Origin of the sequence: Helicobacter cetorum MIT 99-5656 (genome assembly GCF_000259275.1) — a bacterium.
Classification (GTDB): Bacteria; Campylobacterota; Campylobacteria; order Campylobacterales; family Helicobacteraceae; genus Helicobacter; species Helicobacter cetorum.
In genome coordinates this window covers 764070-782243 of record NC_017735.1, presented here as the reverse complement: position 1 = coordinate 782243, position 18174 = coordinate 764070, and the positions used below count along the sequence as shown (strand labels likewise).

Below are 18174 nucleotides of genomic sequence, written 5' to 3'. Positions count from 1 at the left end.
GCTTGTTAAAGTAAGGGATAAAACAACCTTATTTGGTGTTGTTAATAAACCTATCCATTTGCTCTTCTAAATCTATGATTTGCACCATAACTTCATCTAGAATTTCAAAATTTTTAGCATTTTTTTGGATTGCACATGGAATCTTGCTTGAAGACTCCTCTAAAGATTCAATGTTTTTAAGCAAGGTTTTTAGATTTTCTATACTTTTAAAACCCTGCTCAAAGTAGTCATAAAATTGTTGCTCTGAACTAGACAGACTTCCCAAGAAAGCGCTTTGAATGCGTATTTGAGTGGCATCATCTTCTGTTTCAACGCAAGTTTTGAGAGTTTGATTAAGCATAGTAAAGGCATTCTTAGCTTTCAAAAAAGCCTTTGAAAGTTCGGCAATTATTTCATAATGCCCCAAATCTGCTTCTGCTCTTAAAAATCCTAAAAACAATAACACTAATAATAATCTTTTTAACACTTTAAAACCTTTTATTCACCATTGATAAGAAAAGCTCACCCCATAGCGGTTACTGCCCTTAAAATCACTAGAGATTTCAGGGTAGAGCATCCATTGTTTGGGTCTGTAGCGTGTGGTAAATAAATACGCAACTCCCCAGCCTATAAGACTCCCTACCACTACTTGTAAAACGCTATGTTTTTTAGCGACCACTCTGCTTGCATCAGTGAGTATTGCAAGGGCGATAACAGGAATGGCTGGTTTCCACCCATAGCGATAATATACAAACCCAGCCGCACTAAACACCCCCCCAGCATGCCCACTTGGCATGCCTCGCCATGAATTACAGCATGGGCGTTTAGCAAATTCTACTTTAGCCCCATTTTTATGTGCAGCGCTAAAAGCTCCTTTAATCCCATAGATAACTGTTTGAGCGGCTAAAGTCCCTACAGCTAATTCTCCAAAGCCCCTATAATCTCGCATAGCCAAACTCACCGTGCCGACAAAAATAGGCAAGAAACGAAGCACATCGCCAATTTCTTGTAGGATATAAGCCCCTTCATTCAAGGGTTTGCTCTCTAGTGGACATACCCATAGTAGCAAACTGAAAAAAAGACTTTTAAGTTTTTTCATTAAAATTTTTGCCTTTTGGGTGGATGGACTTGTCTGTTTAAATAGGCGTATGCTACTAAATAGCACGCTATAAAAACTAAGCTTATTGCAATCAAAACAGGGGCGTTCAAACAAAAAAAGACGCTCACCAAAACAAAAGGCAAGTTGCATAGAATAAGAATGAAAGCACACAAGGAGTTAGGATAAATCAAAGAGCGTTGCTGCAACGCTTTAAACAAAAGGGTGTGCAGATGCAAGTTATCGGGCATGGTGGCTTTTTGGCGTCTGAGTTTACGCCTAAGAATACTAAAAAGCACTTCAATGACCGGATAAAGCATTAAATTGAGTCCAAAAAACACGCTGATTTTTTGTTCTAAACTCAGATGCAAGAGCAAAATCCCACACACTAATCCTAAAAAATACGCCCCCCCATCGCCCAAAAAGATTTTTCCTAAAGGAAAATTTAAAACCATAAAGCCAAGCACCATGTAGGCTAACAGGCAAGCAAAACTAATGGGCTCTATATAGTGAATGACTAAAAGAGTGATGACACAAATTCCTGATGCAAGTCCGTTAAACCCATCAATGATGTTAATGGCGTTGCTAATGCCTACAAGCATAAAAATAGCGAATAAAAATGCCAAAACATAGGGCAAACTAAAAAGGGGTGAGAAATCACTCACTACTAAAGGCGTGGAGAAAAGAATACAGACTATCCCTATGCTCTGTAAAATAAGGCGAGTTTTTGGGCTGAGTGAGAGATTAATGTCTTCTAAAAACCCACTCAAAAAGACTAACAACAACCCTAAAAAAACAAAAACCCCCTTAAAAGGCATTTCCAAAGGCTCTAAAAAGTAGGCTAATACAAAAGAGAAAAAAATACCAAGCCCCCCAGCTCGTGGGGTTTTTGCATGGTGAAAGCCTTGTATTTTGTTCGCATTATCTATAAAGAGCATGGATTTTTTAGACCACAGGACAACTAGAGAGCAAATGAAGAAGCTGGTTAAAAAATATAGCACAGATAACACTTTTTAATGGTTTTAGTTTGGGTATTATAGCATTTTAAAAGATAGCTTGATGACAAAATCTTTATGGATATAAGAAGTAGATTTTGTGTTACAATTTCAAAAATCATTATTATTAAAATAAAAGGATAACCATGCGTTTTGGATTAAATATTGACCATATCGTTACTTTAAGGGAAGTGAGAAAGACTTACGAACCTGAAATTTTAGAAGCTTTGTTTATTGCTAAAAACACCCATAAAGTGGATTTAATCACCATTCATTTAAGAGAAGATAGGCGACACATTCAAAATGAAGATGTTCTTAGATTGCTTGAAAATAGTTTTTTGCCTATCAATATTGAATGCTCTATTAATACTCATGTCACTGAATTTTTATGCTCTTTAAAAATCAAGCCTAGCAAGGTTACTATCGTGCCTGAAAATAGGGCTGAGATTACTACAGAAGGCGGATTAGATTGCTCTTTAAAAGATTTGCCAAAAGCTATAAGAGCGTATCAAAATAGGGGTATTGAAGTGTCCTTATTTATTGACCCTTTAAAAGAAGCTCTTGATTTTGCAAGAGAATACAAGATTAAGCAAGTGGAGTTTCATACCGGAGTGTATGCGAATTTACACAATGCTTTACACTCTAGTGCTAATAATCATATTAATGCTTTAAGCTCACTTAAAGAAAAAAGCCCTAAAGAATTGAAAGAAGAATTGCAAAACGCTTTTTTACAATTAAGAAGAGCGAGCAAAGAAGCGTTTTTTATGGGCATTGAAGTGTGCGCTGGGCATGGATTGAATTATTCTAATGTAAAAGAATTGTTAAAAATTCCTTCCTTAAGAGAACTTAATATCGGGCATAGCGTTATCTCAAAAGCTGTGTTTGTAGGATTAGAAAAGGCGATTTTAGAAATGGCACAACTCATTAAACGCTAAATGGTTAAAAAGAAAATTGCCATTAGTTGTGGGGATATTCAAGGTATCAGTTTAGAGCTAATTTTAAAAAGCCATAAAGAAGTGAGCAAACTCTGTGAACCACTATACATTGTTGATAGCAAGCTTTTAGTTCAGGCCAACCAGTTACTTCATAACGCCTATGACATTAAATCTCTTAGAACACTTGCTATCAACGCCCCTTTACCTTTGCTAGATTCTAGCACGATAGGAAAAGTGGATGCAACAAGTGGGGCGTATAGCTTTGAAAGTTTTAAAAAAGCTTGTGAGTTAGCAGATAATAAAGAAGTTGATGGGATTTGCACCATGCCTATTAACAAGCTTGCATGGCAACAAGCCCAAATTCCTTATGTGGGGCATACCGATTTTTTAAAGCAACGCTATAAAGAGCATGAAATCATTATGATGCTTGGGTGCTCTAAGCTCTTTGTGGGGCTATTCACTGACCATGTGCCTTTAAGTAAGGTTTCTGAACTTATTCAAACTAAGGCTTTAATGAAGTTTTTATTAGCCTTTCAAAAAAGCACTCAAGCCAAACTTATTCAGGTGTGTGGCTTTAATCCCCATGCGGGCGAAGATGGCTTATTTGGAAAAGAAGATAAAAAGATTCTAAAAGCGATTCAACAATGTAATGAAATGCTAGGCTTTGAATGCTGTCTAGGGCCTTTGAGCGCTGATAGTGCTTTTAGTTATAGAAGAAGGGCTATAACACCCTTTTATGTGAGCATGAGCCATGACGCTGGCTTAGCCCCTTTAAAAGCTCTCTATTTTGATGAAAGCATTAATGTAAGCTTGAATGCCCCCATTTTACGCACTTCTACTGACCATGGCACAGCGTTTGACATTGCTTATCAAAACAAAGCGAGCAATAAAAGCTATTTGAATGCGATTAGTTATTTGGTTTAAAAAACGCTCTTAAATCGTTTTTAGATTGCAAGTTTTGATATTTGTTTTTATCAAAATCTGTATAAAAAGTATCTATCGTTTGCAATAATTCCCATTCGTTGCCTACTTGACAAAAAAGAGTTGTATTGAGACCCATATTTAATACAAAAATATAATTATTCCAATCGTATATGCCTTGAATATCATTAAGAATTGTAGTTGTTTTAGCTAACAAACAGATATATTGAAAATCTTTATCAATAAAACGAGTTTGATTGTTAGGGTGAGCGTAAATAAAGTGCTGATTGGGCGTGAGTGTAATAAGATTTTCTATGTAGTCGGCGATACTAGGAAAATCTTGCACAGGAAAAATATGGTGCATTTGCGTAGCTTGTGAGTTTTCATTTTCTTGTTTTACTTCTGAAAAAGAGTTATTGAATCTATCATTGTATTGTTTTACAACTTTCTTAGCTTTTTGAACAAGATAGTTAGCATTAGCGATGATTTTTGGGTTCGTAAGCTTGTGTTCTTGTCTAGTAATATTTTTATCTTTGCCTACATCTCGCCAATTGATACGATTATAATTAAGTTCATCTCTTGATATAATCGTTTCTGATAAATACCCCTTTCTTGTGCCTTTTTTACCATAATAAAAAGCCAAAGGATTAAGGATTTTAGTAAAAATTCTAAAGCATTCGGTGGCGTTATTGATAGCTGTGTTATTTATGGTAAAAGCCACAAAACTTTCTTTTAGTTGAATAAAACTTTCTTTATTTTGTTTTTGTAAAAAATTGTCAAATATAGGATAAATTCCACTATTTCTTAACACCTTTTGAATGTATAAAATAAGGAACTTTAAAGCATTTGTTTCTCGTTGCATGAGATACTCTAATAATTCTATATTTTGTATCGTATAAGTATTTTTATTACCATTTTTGGTTTCAGATAAAATACCACTATAGGCTAATAATTTAATGGGCTGAGAAAAAAATTTATCGTATTCATGCACAGAAAAATCAGAATTTAAATCAGGTTTAGAAAAAATCATTTTGACATTTTCATGTGTGTAAGGGCTATCCCAAATATCTTTAACAGAAAATGATTTTTTAATATCATATTGCGTAAATTCTAAAATGCAATCAGAAATGATAGACAACACATCGGCGGTGCATTTTCTAATCTATCCATCTTGCATTTTGTGTTTTTCTAATATCATAATTTTTAGAGTTTAAAAAATCAATAATTTGTTGTTCTTTCATTAGCTATCCTTTAAAATTCCAAACCACCAACAACTCATGCTATCAATATTTAAGGTGCGTGTTTGATAATTTCTAGCAATTTTATAAAAATCTCTAAATTCAATGCTAGAAATATAATTGCATTGTTCTTTGCTTAAAGATATAGGATTTTTAGGGATTAAAATAGCCATAGAGCCATTAACCACATAGCCCTTTTCTTTTTTCAAAAGCCTTGGCTTATAGGTCATATTGGGCGTTAAATAGACATCATCTCTATCTAAAAATGAAGAGACTTTAAATTTATCTAAAATTTCTTTTTGGATATAACTATCATAGTTTTTAATGCTTATAATGTTGCCTTTTTCATCAATGTTGCGAGATTTAATCACAGCAATATCATTTTTAATCAAGGTAGAATTAGAATTAGTGATTTGTCTGTCTCTAAAGACATCAAAAATACCAAATTGCATAGAGTTAAACACACTATCAAAAAAAGCATTACGATAAATGACCCAATAGGGCAATTGCTTGTCAAATATATAGCTTGGTTTTTGCTCTATGCTTAGATTTAGGGGTAATGAGCGCACCAAAATTTCTTTTGATTTTTGTGTGATAATAGCAATGGTTTCTATTAAAACCCCCCTAAAACCAAGCTCGCCAAAATCTAAAATAGCTTTTATACCCTTTTTTTCAAGCTTAGTTCTAGTTTGTGCATATTCTTTAGTATTTAAAAGGTTTTTAGGCATAATCAAAGCGATATACTCTGCTAATTTTAAAGATTTTTCTAAAAATACCCCTGCTAAATTGGTTAAACTTAAACTGCAATCTTTAAATTTTTCAAGCGTTTTACTAAAAGGGGGATTACCTACAATTAAATCTACTTTATCGCATTTACAAGTTAAAAAATCCGCACAAATTAATTCTATTTCAAAATTGTTAGGAATGTAATCTTTATATAAAATCTCTAAAATTTCTAAGCTGTTTTTATCAATATCTATACACTTTAAATAAACTTTTCCAATAGAGGCATATTTTTTGAAAAGCACACTTAGAAAGTTTCCACACCCTACACTTGGTTCTATGATTGTGATACTATCTTGTTTAAAACTTGGCAATAACTTAGCGATTTCATTAACGATGAAAGGGTTTGTAAAATACGCACTTTTTTCTGTGCGTTTAGAATTAGCCATTTCTGCTAAACTAATTAGACTAGCCCTTGAAATTTGATTTTTATTTTTCAAAATAAATCGCTTTAAATTTTGTGGCTCTTGCAAAGTGTGCGTGTCAATAAGTTTAATAATTTCTTTATAACTTAAATGAATTTGAGACATAAAATTTTTAATTTTTAAAGCAACTTGCTTAAAAATAATCGTAGGGACTGCCTCTCCAATACTCTGTCTAATATTCATTTCATTTTGTTTAGAAATTTTTTCTTTTTCTTTTTGACTAAGGGTGTTTAATTTTTCTAGTTCTAAATTCAACCATCTAAAACCACTAGGAATATTCATTAAAAGCATAAGCTCTCTAATAGAAAATACCCTATTGTCTTTGGGGTGGATGGTGTTTTGGCTAGCCATTTGGTCGTTTCTTGTATGAATACATGGGGCTATGCTGTCATATCTTTGTCTTTTATACTTGTCGCCATTTTTAGAAACATTTAAGACAATTTGACCATCAATTACTCTATGGGGTTTTTTATTTAATTCTGTATTATCAAACGCACTCTGTCCTTCTTTTAAATCCTTAATCCATTCTTGCATATGCTTTGGGTAAGTTCTAAAACTATGATAAAAATCTGTGCTATCAAATTCGCCCCAATTAAGCGATTTTAATGAGCCAATTATTTCTTTTAATGTTTTTTCTTTTTGAAAATCAGGAAAAAATTCTAACACGCTTACAAAATCTTTAAAATCTTTACAAACTCCTATAACTAAGGTTCTTGTTCGGCTTGAATTTGCTCCGTAATTCTTAAAATTTATCACTTCATTATAGAGCATATAATCACCACTCAAATTTTGCTCTATCATAGTTCCTATTTCTAATAAATTGTCATTTTTATCTATACAACCTGTTTTATAAAAACTAGGCACATTTTCTAAAATAAAAAATCTAGGTTTAATTTGTTTGATAAGCTCAATACTCTCAACGACCAAAGAGTTTCGTTTGATTTCATCATTTTTCTTTTTATGATTAGCTACGCTCATACCTTGACAAGGTGGGGTTGCTATCATTAAATCAACTCTGTCATTATCAAAATTTTTAGAATAAAACTCAATTTGTTTTAAAATTTTTTCTTTGGTTTCTAACTCTTTAATATCTCCACAGATATAGCTTTCATCAAATTTACATTTATGATTAATTTTTTGGATATTCAAGCGTTTTTCTAAAATCTCATTAGTCGCAATGCATTCAAACCCCTCTTCTCTAAGTCCATAGCACCCCACCCCCGCCCCAGAAAATAAAGAAATACAGGTTAAAGTTTTATTGGAAAGCATATAGAGGGTATTTAAAGACTAAAATAAGCTTACTTTAGGCATTTTAATGTTTTAAGCTTTCAATTTCTCTAAGCATGGTTTCAAACGCCTCTCTAGTGCCTGCACGCACATTGGAAAACAAGCTAAACACAATAATAGCTATGCTTGCTACAATAAAGCCCGGAACAATTTCATAAATATCTAAAAAGCCTTTGCCAAATTTGTCGTATAAAATCACCGTGCTAGCCCCAGAGAGCATGCCAGCAATCGCTCCAATTCTTGTCATTCTTTCCCAAAAGAGTGAGAATAAAATCACAGAGCCAAAGCTCGCACCAAATCCTGCCCATGCATAACTAACAATACTTAAAACGCTCGCATTCCTATCAGTTGAGATGAAAAAGGCAATACAAGCTACGCCAAGCACCGAAAGCCTAGAGATAGTCATCACAAGTTTTTGGGGGGCATTTTTATTAAAAATCATGGCATAAAAGTCTTCAGCAATCGTAGAAGAGCTTACAAGTAGTTGCGAACTAGCTGTGCTCATCACAGCAGCTAGAATTGCACTCAGTAAAATCCCAGCAATCCAAGGGTTAAAGAGTAATTGACTCATCACGATAAAAATCTTTTCAGGGTCTTCTAAGCTTAAATCAAATTTATGCACATAAGCAATACCCAAAAGCCCCATAACACACGCTCCAATTAAAGAAACTACCATCCAAGAAATGCCAATGGTGGTGGCTTTTGGAACATCTTTAATAGAGCGGATAGACATAAAACGCACTAAGATATGGGGTTGTCCAAAATAGCCTAAGCCCCAAGCAAGGCTTGAAATAATGGCAACTAAGCTAGAGCCTTGTAAAAAAGAAAGGTTTTCAGGCTTGATTTCTTTAATGATTTTTAGGCTCTCTTCAAGCCCACCGATATGACTTACCATAACAATCGGCACAACAATTAAAGCACCCATCATCAAAAGCCCTTGAATCAAATCTGTCCAGCACACCGCCTTATACCCCCCTAAGAAAGTATAAGAAACGATGATAAGAGTGCCAATGCTTAGGGCATGGGTGTATTGAATGCCAAAGGTCGCTTCAAAGAGTTTAGCCCCACTCACTAGCCCTGAAGAAATATAGAAAATAAAGAAGATTAAAATCACAAAGGCTGAAATCAAGCGTAGAATGTGTTTATCATCGCTAAAACGAGTCTCAAAATAATCCGAAATGGTAATAGAATTAGCGATAACACTTGTATAAATGCGTAAGCGTTTAGCCACAAAAACCCAGTTAATCAATGCGCCCAAACTCAACCCTATAGCGATGTGTGAGTTGATTAGCCCCCCCACATACAAAGCTCCAGGTAAACCCATTAAAAGCCACCCACTCATATCAGAGGCTCCCGCACTCAGAGCACTAATCACAGGACCCATAGAGCGATTGCCTAAGAAGTAATCTTCAGTGGTTTCATTTTGTCTATAAAAATAAAAACCGATATAGAGCATCAAAAGTGAATAAGCGATAAACATTGTAACAATAGGGGTGCTTAAAACAACTTGTTCCATAGTGTCTCCTTATTAAATACAATATTTATATTTAATGACAACATGATTTATGACATGCTTTTTGTTCTAAAGCTCTTGAGCCTAGATTCCCATAACGATGATAAGAAATGCTGACTGAACGCTCCAAATGATAATAAAGCAATTCAAAACGCCCATTCAAGCAAGGTTTAGCAGTGGCCAACACAATTCCTAAGGAACTCGCTTTTTGGTGTAATAAATCCAGCTTGTGATTCAAATAACGCACCCGATTAAATCCATTCAATTTTTCGCTAAATTCTTGCAAACTTTCATAAAAAATAGGAGCGTTCAAATTAAGAGCGTTTAAACATTCTAAAAAGAACGCCAAATTCTTGTTTGTTTGCTTGTTTTCTGTGCTAAGAGTTAAAGGGATTTGAGCGACTAGGCACGCTAGAGCAATGCCTAGCATATCGCTTAAGCTATCACTTTCTGTAATGCGATAGCCGACATTTTTAACCTTAGTGTAAGAAAAGAGATTGTCTTCGCCCCTAATTTTGACATAATCTTTGGTTTGACTAAATTCATGTTTATAATGGTAGGCATAGCTTTTTGCCATAAAAATCGCACGATTTAATTCGTGAGTATGCTCGTCATAGCCTTTTTTGGTTAGGCTCTCTAGACACTCACTCAAGCTACTTTCTAAGATATTATTATCTTCTTTTTCTTGATGAATATCCACAAATTGCGTAATGTAGTTAAAAATCCCCACCTTTCTTCCAAAACCTACGGCAGATTTTTTAATCCCCCCAAAAGGTTGGCGTAAGACTATGGCTCCTGTGGTAGGCTTATTGATATAAATATTACCCGCTTCAATACGCTCTAAATAATGCTCCCACTCCCTTTCATCTAAAGACTCTAACGCACTTGTAAGACCATAACCGGTAGAATTAACTATCTCTATGGCATCATCTAAATCTTGTGCTTTCATTACAGATAGTATAGGGGTAAAAAGCTCTGTTAAGTGTGTGAAATCGCCTTTTTTAGTGCCGTATTTTATGCTTGGTTGCATCAAATAGGGGTTATCATTCACAAAGGAAACAGGAATTTCGTAATGCTCGTGTTTTTCTAATTCACTCATCGCTTTTTGCACTTTTTCATTAGGTTTGTCTGCTAGAGTGCCAACTTTATTTTTGAAATCAAACGGGTCGCCCACATTAAGGCTTAAGGTAGCATCTATTAAGGTCTTTTTAAAATTTTCATCTTCATAGACTTCTTTTTCTAACACTAAAAGCGAAGTGGCGGAGCATTTTTGTCCGGAATTACTAAAGGCTGAATGCACGATATTTTTAATGGCTTGGTCTCTGTCTGCCATTTTGCTTACAATAGTGGCGTTTTTACCACCAGTTTCTGCGCTCAAAGCCAAAGTAGGGTTAGCTTCTAGCATTTTATAAGCGGTGTCTTCGCCCCCTGTGAGAATAGCAAACTTTATACTCTCATCTTTTAAGAGATACTTGCTAATATCACTCCCCTTAGCAGGCAAGTAAATGAGCGCATCTCGAGGCACACCCGCATCCCAAAAGCATTCACAAAGCTTGTAACCAGTTACGCTAGATAAACTTGAAGGCTTATAAATCACTCTATTTCCGGCACTCAAAGGGGCTGCAATAGTGCCTACAGAAATGCCTACAGGAAAATTCCATGGGGCAATCACCACGCCCACACCTTTTGGGGTGAATTGTGTTTCTTTGTTTTGCTCTTGTAACACCCTTAAGCTATAAGGATAAAATTCTAAGAAATCAATAGCTTCGCTCACTTCGGCGTCCGTTTCTACAAAGGTTTTACCTACTTCTAAAGCAGAAATGCCTATTAAATCGCCCCTTCTTTCTCTAAAAAGTTGAGCGGTCTTGCTCATTAAAGCATGAATTTCTTCAAAGCTTTTTTGACTAAAATGGCTTTTATCGCTTTTGGCTACTTCTAAGGCTTTTAAAATCGCTTCTTCATCAGCTAAATGCACGCTTGCGATTTTTTTATTATGGATTTTGTCAAAGACTTCTAAGGGGGTTAGATTAGGGTTTTCAAAGCGCCCATCAATCTCTGGGTAAAGCTCCAAAATAGGGGCGTTATACATTTTTTCACGCACTTTTTTAGCCCACTCTCTGTTGGCTTTTAGGATAAAATCCGTATCGCTTTCGTTTTTAAAGGAGTTGTTTTTATAAGTGGTGTATCCGCTTTGTTTGGCGTTTCTATCTTGGGTTCTCTTCGTAGAATTATCCAAAGTAGCAATGCCTTTAAGGCTGTCTAAAAAGCGTTGTTCTTGGTCTTTCCATTCTTTGGTGTCTACTTTGAGATTGAAGAAAGCTTTCATAAAGTTATCGCTTGATGTGTTTTCGTCTAATCTTCTTACTAAGTAAGCAATCGCATTGTTAAAATGTGCTGCATCACAAACCGGAGCGTATAAAATGAGTTTATGCATGTCTTTTAATTCTAGGCTTGCTTGTAAGCTCATGCCTTCTAGCATTTCAAAGGTAAAATGCTCTAATGCGATAGGGTCATTTAGAGCATGAATGCGGGTGTATACATAAGCGATTTCAAAGATATTATGGCTGGCTGTGCCGATGTGAATGTATTTATAATTATCGCCTTCTAAAATAAAATCTAGCATTTTATTGTAATTAGAATCGGTGTCTTGTTTGCTAGAAAATGTAGGCAACGCCCAGTCTTTTACAGACGCAATGGTCTCTTCGCTCTCCATATTCGCTCCCTTAACAAAGCGAATTTTTATAGGTTTTAATCCTTTTGAAACCCTTTCTTTAGAAAAGGCGTGTAATTTTTTCAAATATTCATAAGAATCAGGAATATAGGCTTGCAACACAATACCCGCATTCAAATCAAATTTAGAGATACTTTCCATAAAAGACTCCACCGTGAGTTCTAAGTCTCTAAATTCTTCCATATCTAGGTTGATAAATTTGGGAATGCCTTGCTTTTGCTCTTCTTCTAAGGCTAGGGCATAAAGAGCGTCTAAGCGTTTGACAATTTCTTTTTTGGAGTATTCAAAATCAAGGATATTGATTTGAGAAAAAATCGTAGTGATTTTAATGGAGATATATTGAATGTAGTTAGATTTCAAAGCTTGTGAGTATTTTTCAAAGCGTGTATGAGCCTCTTCTTCGCCTAAAACTTCTTCGCCGATAAAATTCACATTCAAGGTGATTTTTTCGTTTTTTCTGGCTAAAATGCGTTCTTTTAGCTTGCTTTCTTCTTGCTCTAAAACCATAGCTTTGGTGTCGGTTCTAATCTTATTCACAAAAAATGGCACGCTCATATTAGGGAGCATTTTTCCAAAGCTTAAAAATCCCATTAAAAGCAATTTTTCAAAGGAAGAAAAAATCTCACGGCTTTTATATTTGTCTAAAACATGCTCAATCATTTCAAAACGAGCCGTATTATCATAACATCTAAAACTTCTATCCATAAGCTCTATGAGCATGACCTTATTTTCAGGGTTACTCAAAAGCTTTTGCATTTTAGAATGAAAGGCTTTTTCTTGTTCGCTTAGATTATTACTGATACTATTTTGTAGCTTTCTAGCTAACTCTAGTGTGTCATCAATGATTTTTTGCATAGCTATCTCCTTAGAATTTAGTTTCATTGTAGCATGGTTTTAGTTACTAACTTCATTTAATAATGTTTGTTGTAGGGCTATTGGACTTGTAAAAATGCTTAATTAGGTAGCTTATTCACATTTTTAAGAATAACAAATTCAAAAGATAAAAATTGTTTTAGAATTAGGTAGTGGCTCAAACAAAGGCTTTTAACCTTCATTCAAGCTTTTTATTAGAATTTTTAATCTTCAATTTTGCCACTTTTCATGCGCTTTTCATAAATCTTTTTGAGCTTACGAATATCTTGTTGCACCTCAAAGACTCCATGCCAATGCGAATAATCTGGTGCTCCCATAAGCCCACCATGACGCATTCTGCGACCTTCATGGTGCCATAAGTGGTAGAATGTTTTTTGAAATTCATCATTCCATGGGTCTTTATCTAATAAGCCTTTCTTTTTAAGCTCATCGCGCATTTTTACAGCGTCATCATAATAGGTGTTATAAAGCATGACATTTTTATCGCCCATTAAGAAGAAATTATCAATATGAGTTGAGGTATGGCAATCTTTACATACCGCTTTCATTTCTTCTCTAGCTGCTTCTACGCCCTTAGGATTGCCTGCTAAAATGTTACCTTTAGTGATTTTAAAGCCTTCTGCCCATTCTTTAGCTGCACTTTCTAGCCCACCATTTCTTAATTCACTTCTTGGAGCAAACATGTTCCATTTCAAGCGGCGGCTTACATTGTGCGTGGTATTAGATTTGGAGTTCCCACTCATGTGGCATGTTGCACAAGTTGGGGCTCTAAAGTCTCCTGCTTTCCAAGTTCCAGGTGCAGCGTCAAAATTCCAGGAATTACCTTCAGCATTGAAGATATGCCCATGCATAGAGTTATTATACACTTCAATATCGGGATGGTCTGGCCCTAAATGACAAGATGCACAAGCAGCTGGTTTTCTGCTCTCTGCTAGACTGAATTTATGTGCACTATGACAAGAAGCACAATTGCCTACAGAACCATCAGGAAAAGCTGTGCCAATACCATAAGTAGGCCAAGTTTCTGGGGTTGGTCGGCGATTTTTATCTAATTTAATCACCGTTCCATGGCATTGAAAGCACCCAGTCGTTTCTGGGGCATGCTTTAAATCAGGGTGGTTTCTGCCTTCAATCATACGCATAAGCTCTCGCATATTTCCTTTAGCTAAGGGCTGTAAGCCACCCCTTGCATGCCCGCTATTATGAAATTCTTTCACTTCTCTTTCATGGCATTTGCCACATACATTAGGCGAAACCAATACAGAAATAGGGATTTTAGAGCCTCTATGCCCATCCATAGTAAGCATGGGCGAATCTTTAGTCGTTGCATGGCAATCAATACAGCTCACACCCGCATGTGCATGCCTAGACTTTCGCCAATCATCTACAATGCCTGGATTTTCTTTAGCATGGCATTCAATACAGCCTTTTGCTTCGTCTTTTAGCTCTCTATAAACTTTTAGGGGAACATCAATTTTTAATCCGGGTGTGCTAGCACCACTATAGCCTTGATTTTTATGGGCATGCAAGCCAACAAAAACCAAGAGGATAAAACTCAAACTTTTAAACATTATGGTTGCTCCTTTCTATTGAGATAGGCCGTCTTTATTAGGACTATTGGGGTAGGGTCTGTAATTATCTTTCAAATAATCTTTTAAATGCTTGCTTAAATTTTTATGCCCCACTTCATTTGCATGGCACTCTACGCAAGTTTTGGTGGTGTATTTTTCAAAATAATCTCTGTGGGGTAAGAAAGCTTTTAAATTGCTTGAAGTAGCGTCTCTCAAATTTGAATGACAATGCGAACACCCAGAATCAGGCACATAGTTTTTAGCTTCTTTGCGTTTTTCTTCCCAATTTACATGGTTTTTTGGGTCAAAAAACACATTTCCTATTACATCATTGATGCCTAATCTAGCTTTTTCAAAGAGATAATGCGTAACATTGTTATGGGGCAAGTGGCAATCTACGCATTTAGCCTTAAAGCCTACTTTGTTATTGCCCCCATGAGAATCTTGCAAGAAAGATTTAACCATAGGTTGCATGATATGGCAATAGCCACAGAATTTGTCATCGGCGGTTTTTTCCACAATTTCTGCCAGTGTGAGCGAAAAGACCATGCCGATGGTAGCACCAATAATAAAGATAAACAGCACATAGTAACGATTTCTTTTAATAAACTCTTTCAAGGTATGCCCCTAAAGCGATATTAAAAACGATTAGTCAATATGTTTGTTTTATTTGTTTGTTCTATTCTTTAAAACACTTTAAAAAAGACCTAATTTTTAGAAAATATAGAACTTAAGTTTAAATTTGAGTAATTATAGCATAATAATTACTCATTATTGATTAATAACAAGAATATAAGGGGTAATTTTATGTTTTTTAGCATTATTTACTTTTGGTTTAATGAGTAAAACTATTATCTCTTCATAAATAATTTAAAAGTTATTTAGTTTTTTAAAAAATAAAAAATTTAGCAAAACAAAAGGATATAAAATGGAAACAATTAGAAATAGCGTGTTGATTGGGGCTTCTTTATTGAGTGGGTGTTCTTACTTTGATTCTAAACACTTTGTTTATAATAACCAGGCTTCTGAGCAAGAGAAAGTTCGCTACACCCCTAAGGATTTTGGCGACCCTTACTATACCAATCACACTCACTGGGATACTCGGCATTAGCATTCAAACTCTCTTAAGAGGGTTTTTAGCTTATTTCATATTTTTTGCGTGATTAAGCGAGCGATTTTTTCTCTCAAATCTAGCAGAGCTTCTGAGCCACTTGCTAGGGCTTTCACGCATAAATGAGAACTTGCGATTTCACTCACTGCCCCATCAACTCCGTTAGTCGTTTGGCTTTCTTCAATCAATGTCCGCACGCTCAATAAATCTATGGGGCAATTGATGAGAATGAGATTGAGATAATGCGTGTAGCTATCAAACATGCACATATTCTTCATATCCGTAGTCTTAGGGTCTAAAATCGTGTTGTCATAATAGATAGGTCTGTTAGCCTGTAAAACAGAGATTTTAGTGTGTAAGCGATTGAATTGAAACAATTCGTCTCGTGCCACCCGCCCAGCCACAATAATCTCACTATAGAGCAATTGAGAACTAGAGTGTAAAGAAATGGTGGTATTACCCTTGAAATGAGCGTTTTCAAAAGGGATTAACGGAAAGGGTGCAAAGTCTAAAAAAGCGTTTTCTTCTACTTCAATGTTCATGTTCCTACTAGCAAATCCATCTTCAGTGTTATGGATTTTTTCAAAGGATTGTGAAGTGATTCTGAGCTTGCAATTTTGACCGATATTTAATTGCATATCCTGTGCATCGCCTTTCATCATACCAGGACTTACCGCTAAAAGCATGATTTCTGCTAAATCATCTTTAGGATAAAAGGGTGCCATAAGCTTAAAAGGGGGTGTGAAAAAATTGTCTTCAATCACGCATTTTCCATTAGCCCCTATTTTGGTTTTTAATCTGAGCTTAGATTCTTGAGCGTAAGTATTCATCAATCTTCCAATAGGGCGTAATGTTTAATCCAAGCAATTACATCATCTAAACCTTCTTTAGAGCGGATATTAGTGAAAATAAAGGGTTTTTCGCCACGCATTTTTTTAGAATCTCTTTCCATTACGCCTAAATCCGCTCCGACATAGGGGGCTAAGTCAATTTTATTGATGACAAGCAAGTCTGAGCGAGTGATTCCTGGCCCGCCTTTTCGTGGGATTTTATCGCCTTCAGCCACATCAATCACAAAAATCGTAAAATCCGCTAACTCCGGATTAAAAGTCGTAGAAAGATTATCGCCCCCACTTTCAATTAAAAGCAATTCCAAATTAGGGAAGCGTTGTTGCATCTCTTCTACAGCTTCTAAATTCATAGAAGCGTCTTCTCTAATGGCGGTGTGCGGACAGCCACCTGTCTCTACCCCAATAATCCTGTCTCGTGGCATTACAGAATTCTTGCACATAAATTCCGCATCTTCTTTCGTGTAAATATCATTTGTAATAACCGCCATGTCATAATCTTTTGACATGTGGCGGGTTAATGCTTCAATTAAGGCGGTTTTACCGCTTCCTACAGGACCACAAACTCCAATCTTTACCATATTTTTCCTTTCAATATTGAGATTAAAATTTAAGACATATAAAGGCGTGAGTATAAGCTCTCATGTTGCATGGCCTTAATATCGTTTTGAATACTTGCTACACATAAATAGCTCTCATCTAATTCTAGGACTTCTTCTATGAGTTTGTTGAAATGGCTTTGTAAGCTCAACAAGATTTTTTGCCCATCATTTTGGGGTAGGGGAACACTTTTAACGCAATTAATCACCATATTAGAAGTTTGAGCGTAAAGATAATGTCTTAATGCCTTTTTTAGCTCTATTTCTAAACTTGCACAAAAGACCCCATAGCTGGTGGCGTGGGTGGGGTTTATGGTCTTTTTAGCATAAGCAGTAAAAAACATACCCATATCTAATTCATTCATAGCCTGTAAGGTTTTAATGAAGCGATTGCCTAGCTTTTGGTTAGCCAAGCGTAGTTCCATGGGGCTTGTAGAGAGTACAATCATTTCTTCAATTTCTAAGATTTTTTTTAAATCTTGTTTGAGAGTGCTTGTATAGGCGAGCTTTAAGCCTAGCATTTCAGTATAGAGAAACTGGCTAGAGAGATTTGCCTTTAGATACTCTAAGGAGTTTTCTTTGTCAGTAACCTTGCGTTGTTGGATATAAGTTTCTAGCCCAAAAGAATGTGTGTAAGAGCCAATGGGAAACACCGCATCATTCACTTGTAAGATTAAAAATTCATTATCTATCTTTTGGGAAACATTTTTCGCAAGCACATTTGCATTCTTTTTGATGTTTTTCACACTTCTTCCTTCATTTCATCACAATTTTAAAATCACTCGCTAAGGAGACTTTAAAATTAGGCTCACTATGAGCCATGCTCACAGTCAAGCGTTCTTTTGAATCTAGCCTTGAACTTAAAACACGATTTTGAATGCCTAGCTTTTCTAATAAAGCTAACATGGGTTTGTCAAATGGTGTTTTAAATTCAAATGGGTTTTCGCCATAGTATAAGGCTGCATGGCGATTGCCTATTTCATAGCAAATCTTTGCCACTTCAGCAACACTCTTAGCTTCAATATGAATGACTTGAGAAGCTAAGATGTTGATGGCAATAATATCCTTACCTTCTTTAAATAAAATATCTCCGTGAGAGAGTCCTAATTTGGGAGCGTCTTTAAGGCGTATGGCTATGTCTTTAGCTTGCTCGGTTTTAAACCTAGCGATTTTTTTTCTGGTTTCAAACCACTCTAAATTTACATAATCCACATTGAAATCTAAGGGGTTTAAATCTCTTAGATTGCCACTCAAACGCTCTATAATCAT

General features: G+C 35.5%; 15 protein-coding genes and 1 pseudogene. 3 read left to right on the top strand and 13 right to left on the bottom strand.

What is annotated here, in order from left to right; all coding sequences use genetic code 11:
- Positions 1-28: 28 nt before the first annotated feature.
- Genes HCD_RS03750 through wecA form a run of 3 tightly spaced genes read right to left on the bottom strand, consistent with a single transcriptional unit; the run spans position 29 to position 2085 of the window.
- Positions 29-466: a hypothetical protein gene (locus HCD_RS03750; RefSeq protein WP_014659260.1), complete on the bottom strand. Its 438-nt coding sequence runs from the start codon at positions 464-466 to the stop codon at positions 29-31.
- A gap of 15 nt (positions 467-481) precedes the next feature.
- A complete protein-coding gene (locus HCD_RS03745) occupies positions 482-1078 on the bottom strand; it encodes a phosphatase PAP2 family protein (protein ID WP_014659259.1) in 597 nt (198 codons plus the stop codon).
- On the bottom strand, positions 1078-2085 hold the full coding sequence (gene wecA, locus HCD_RS03740; RefSeq protein WP_014659258.1) for an undecaprenylphosphate N-acetylglucosaminyl transferase WecA: 1008 nt from the start codon (positions 2083-2085) through the stop codon (positions 1078-1080). The genes HCD_RS03745 and wecA overlap by 1 nt, the downstream gene beginning before the upstream one ends.
- Positions 2086-2216: 131 nt before the next feature.
- On the opposite strand from wecA, the gene pdxJ reads away from it, so the two are divergent.
- Complete coding sequence (gene pdxJ, locus HCD_RS03735; protein ID WP_014659257.1) at positions 2217-3005, top strand: pyridoxine 5'-phosphate synthase; 789 nt, start codon at positions 2217-2219, stop codon at positions 3003-3005.
- Positions 3006-3929 carry a 4-hydroxythreonine-4-phosphate dehydrogenase gene (pdxA, locus tag HCD_RS03730; RefSeq protein WP_014659256.1) on the top strand — a complete coding sequence of 308 codons (924 nt, stop codon included), beginning with the start codon at positions 3006-3008 and terminating at the stop codon, positions 3927-3929. It begins immediately after the preceding gene.
- Here the strand turns inward: pdxA and HCD_RS03725 are convergent.
- The 6 genes and pseudogenes from HCD_RS03725 to HCD_RS03695 form a co-directional block, all read right to left on the bottom strand.
- Positions 3913-5167, bottom strand: a pseudogene (locus HCD_RS03725) (restriction endonuclease). The gene pdxA and the pseudogene HCD_RS03725 sit on opposite strands and share 17 nt — an antisense overlap.
- A complete protein-coding gene (locus HCD_RS03715) occupies positions 5167-7641 on the bottom strand; it encodes a DNA cytosine methyltransferase (RefSeq protein ID WP_014659253.1) in 2475 nt (824 codons plus the stop codon). The pseudogene HCD_RS03725 and the gene HCD_RS03715 overlap by 1 nt, the downstream one beginning before the upstream one ends.
- A 43-nt stretch (positions 7642-7684) precedes the next feature.
- Complete coding sequence (gene putP, locus HCD_RS03710; RefSeq protein WP_014659252.1) at positions 7685-9175, bottom strand: sodium/proline symporter PutP; 1491 nt, start codon at positions 9173-9175, stop codon at positions 7685-7687.
- A 31-nt stretch (positions 9176-9206) separates the two neighbouring features.
- Complete coding sequence (locus tag HCD_RS03705; protein WP_014659251.1) at positions 9207-12758, bottom strand: bifunctional proline dehydrogenase/L-glutamate gamma-semialdehyde dehydrogenase; 3552 nt, start codon at positions 12756-12758, stop codon at positions 9207-9209.
- Between the two features lie 221 nt (positions 12759-12979).
- The gene (locus HCD_RS03700; protein ID WP_014659250.1) at positions 12980-14347 is read right to left on the bottom strand and encodes a multiheme c-type cytochrome; all 1368 of its coding nucleotides are present in this window, start codon (positions 14345-14347) and stop codon (positions 12980-12982) included.
- A 15-nt stretch (positions 14348-14362) separates the two neighbouring features.
- Positions 14363-14965, bottom strand: a complete 603-nt coding sequence (locus HCD_RS03695; RefSeq protein WP_014659249.1) for a cytochrome c3 family protein — start codon at positions 14963-14965, stop codon at positions 14363-14365.
- 310 nt (positions 14966-15275) lie between these two features.
- On the opposite strand from HCD_RS03695, the gene HCD_RS03690 reads away from it, so the two are divergent.
- Complete coding sequence (locus HCD_RS03690) at positions 15276-15458, top strand: hypothetical protein (protein ID WP_014659248.1); 183 nt, start codon at positions 15276-15278, stop codon at positions 15456-15458.
- Between the two features lie 35 nt (positions 15459-15493).
- Here the strand turns inward: HCD_RS03690 and HCD_RS03685 are convergent, their stop codons facing one another.
- Genes HCD_RS03685 through ureE form a run of 4 tightly spaced genes read right to left on the bottom strand, consistent with a single transcriptional unit; the run spans position 15494 to position 18174 of the window.
- Entirely contained in the window at positions 15494-16288 is a 795-nt protein-coding gene (locus tag HCD_RS03685) for an urease accessory protein UreD (protein ID WP_014659247.1), read from the bottom strand.
- Complete coding sequence (ureG, locus tag HCD_RS03680; RefSeq protein WP_014659246.1) at positions 16288-16887, bottom strand: urease accessory protein UreG; 600 nt, start codon at positions 16885-16887, stop codon at positions 16288-16290. The genes HCD_RS03685 and ureG overlap by 1 nt, the downstream gene beginning before the upstream one ends.
- Positions 16888-16916: 29 nt before the next feature.
- Positions 16917-17651, bottom strand: a complete 735-nt coding sequence (locus HCD_RS03675; protein WP_014659245.1) for an urease accessory protein UreF — start codon at positions 17649-17651, stop codon at positions 16917-16919.
- A gap of 10 nt (positions 17652-17661) precedes the next feature.
- Positions 17662-18174 (bottom strand): urease accessory protein UreE, encoded by a 513-nt coding sequence (ureE, locus tag HCD_RS03670; protein WP_014659244.1) that lies wholly within the window; start codon positions 18172-18174, stop codon positions 17662-17664.

Bases quoted from the DNA above. Each gene is read 5' to 3' on its own strand.
- HCD_RS03745 (WP_014659259.1), bottom strand. From the start codon at position 1,078: ATGAAAAAACTTAAAAGTCTTTTTTTCAGTTTGCTACTATGGGTATGT.
- pdxJ (WP_014659257.1), top strand. From the start codon at position 2,217: ATGCGTTTTGGATTAAATATTGACCATATCGTTACTTTAAGGGAAGTG.
- pdxA (WP_014659256.1), top strand. From the start codon at position 3,006: ATGGTTAAAAAGAAAATTGCCATTAGTTGTGGGGATATTCAAGGTATC.
- HCD_RS03715 (WP_014659253.1), bottom strand. From the start codon at position 7,641: ATGCTTTCCAATAAAACTTTAACCTGTATTTCTTTATTTTCTGGGGCG.
- putP (WP_014659252.1), bottom strand. From the start codon at position 9,175: ATGGAACAAGTTGTTTTAAGCACCCCTATTGTTACAATGTTTATCGCT.
- HCD_RS03705 (WP_014659251.1), bottom strand. From the start codon at position 12,758: ATGCAAAAAATCATTGATGACACACTAGAGTTAGCTAGAAAGCTACAA.
- HCD_RS03700 (WP_014659250.1), bottom strand. From the start codon at position 14,347: ATGTTTAAAAGTTTGAGTTTTATCCTCTTGGTTTTTGTTGGCTTGCAT.
- HCD_RS03690 (WP_014659248.1), top strand. From the start codon at position 15,276: ATGGAAACAATTAGAAATAGCGTGTTGATTGGGGCTTCTTTATTGAGT.
- HCD_RS03685 (WP_014659247.1), bottom strand. From the start codon at position 16,288: ATGAATACTTACGCTCAAGAATCTAAGCTCAGATTAAAAACCAAAATA.
- ureG (WP_014659246.1), bottom strand. From the start codon at position 16,887: ATGGTAAAGATTGGAGTTTGTGGTCCTGTAGGAAGCGGTAAAACCGCC.
- ureE (WP_014659244.1), bottom strand. From the start codon at position 18,174: ATGATTATAGAGCGTTTGAGTGGCAATCTAAGAGATTTAAACCCCTTA.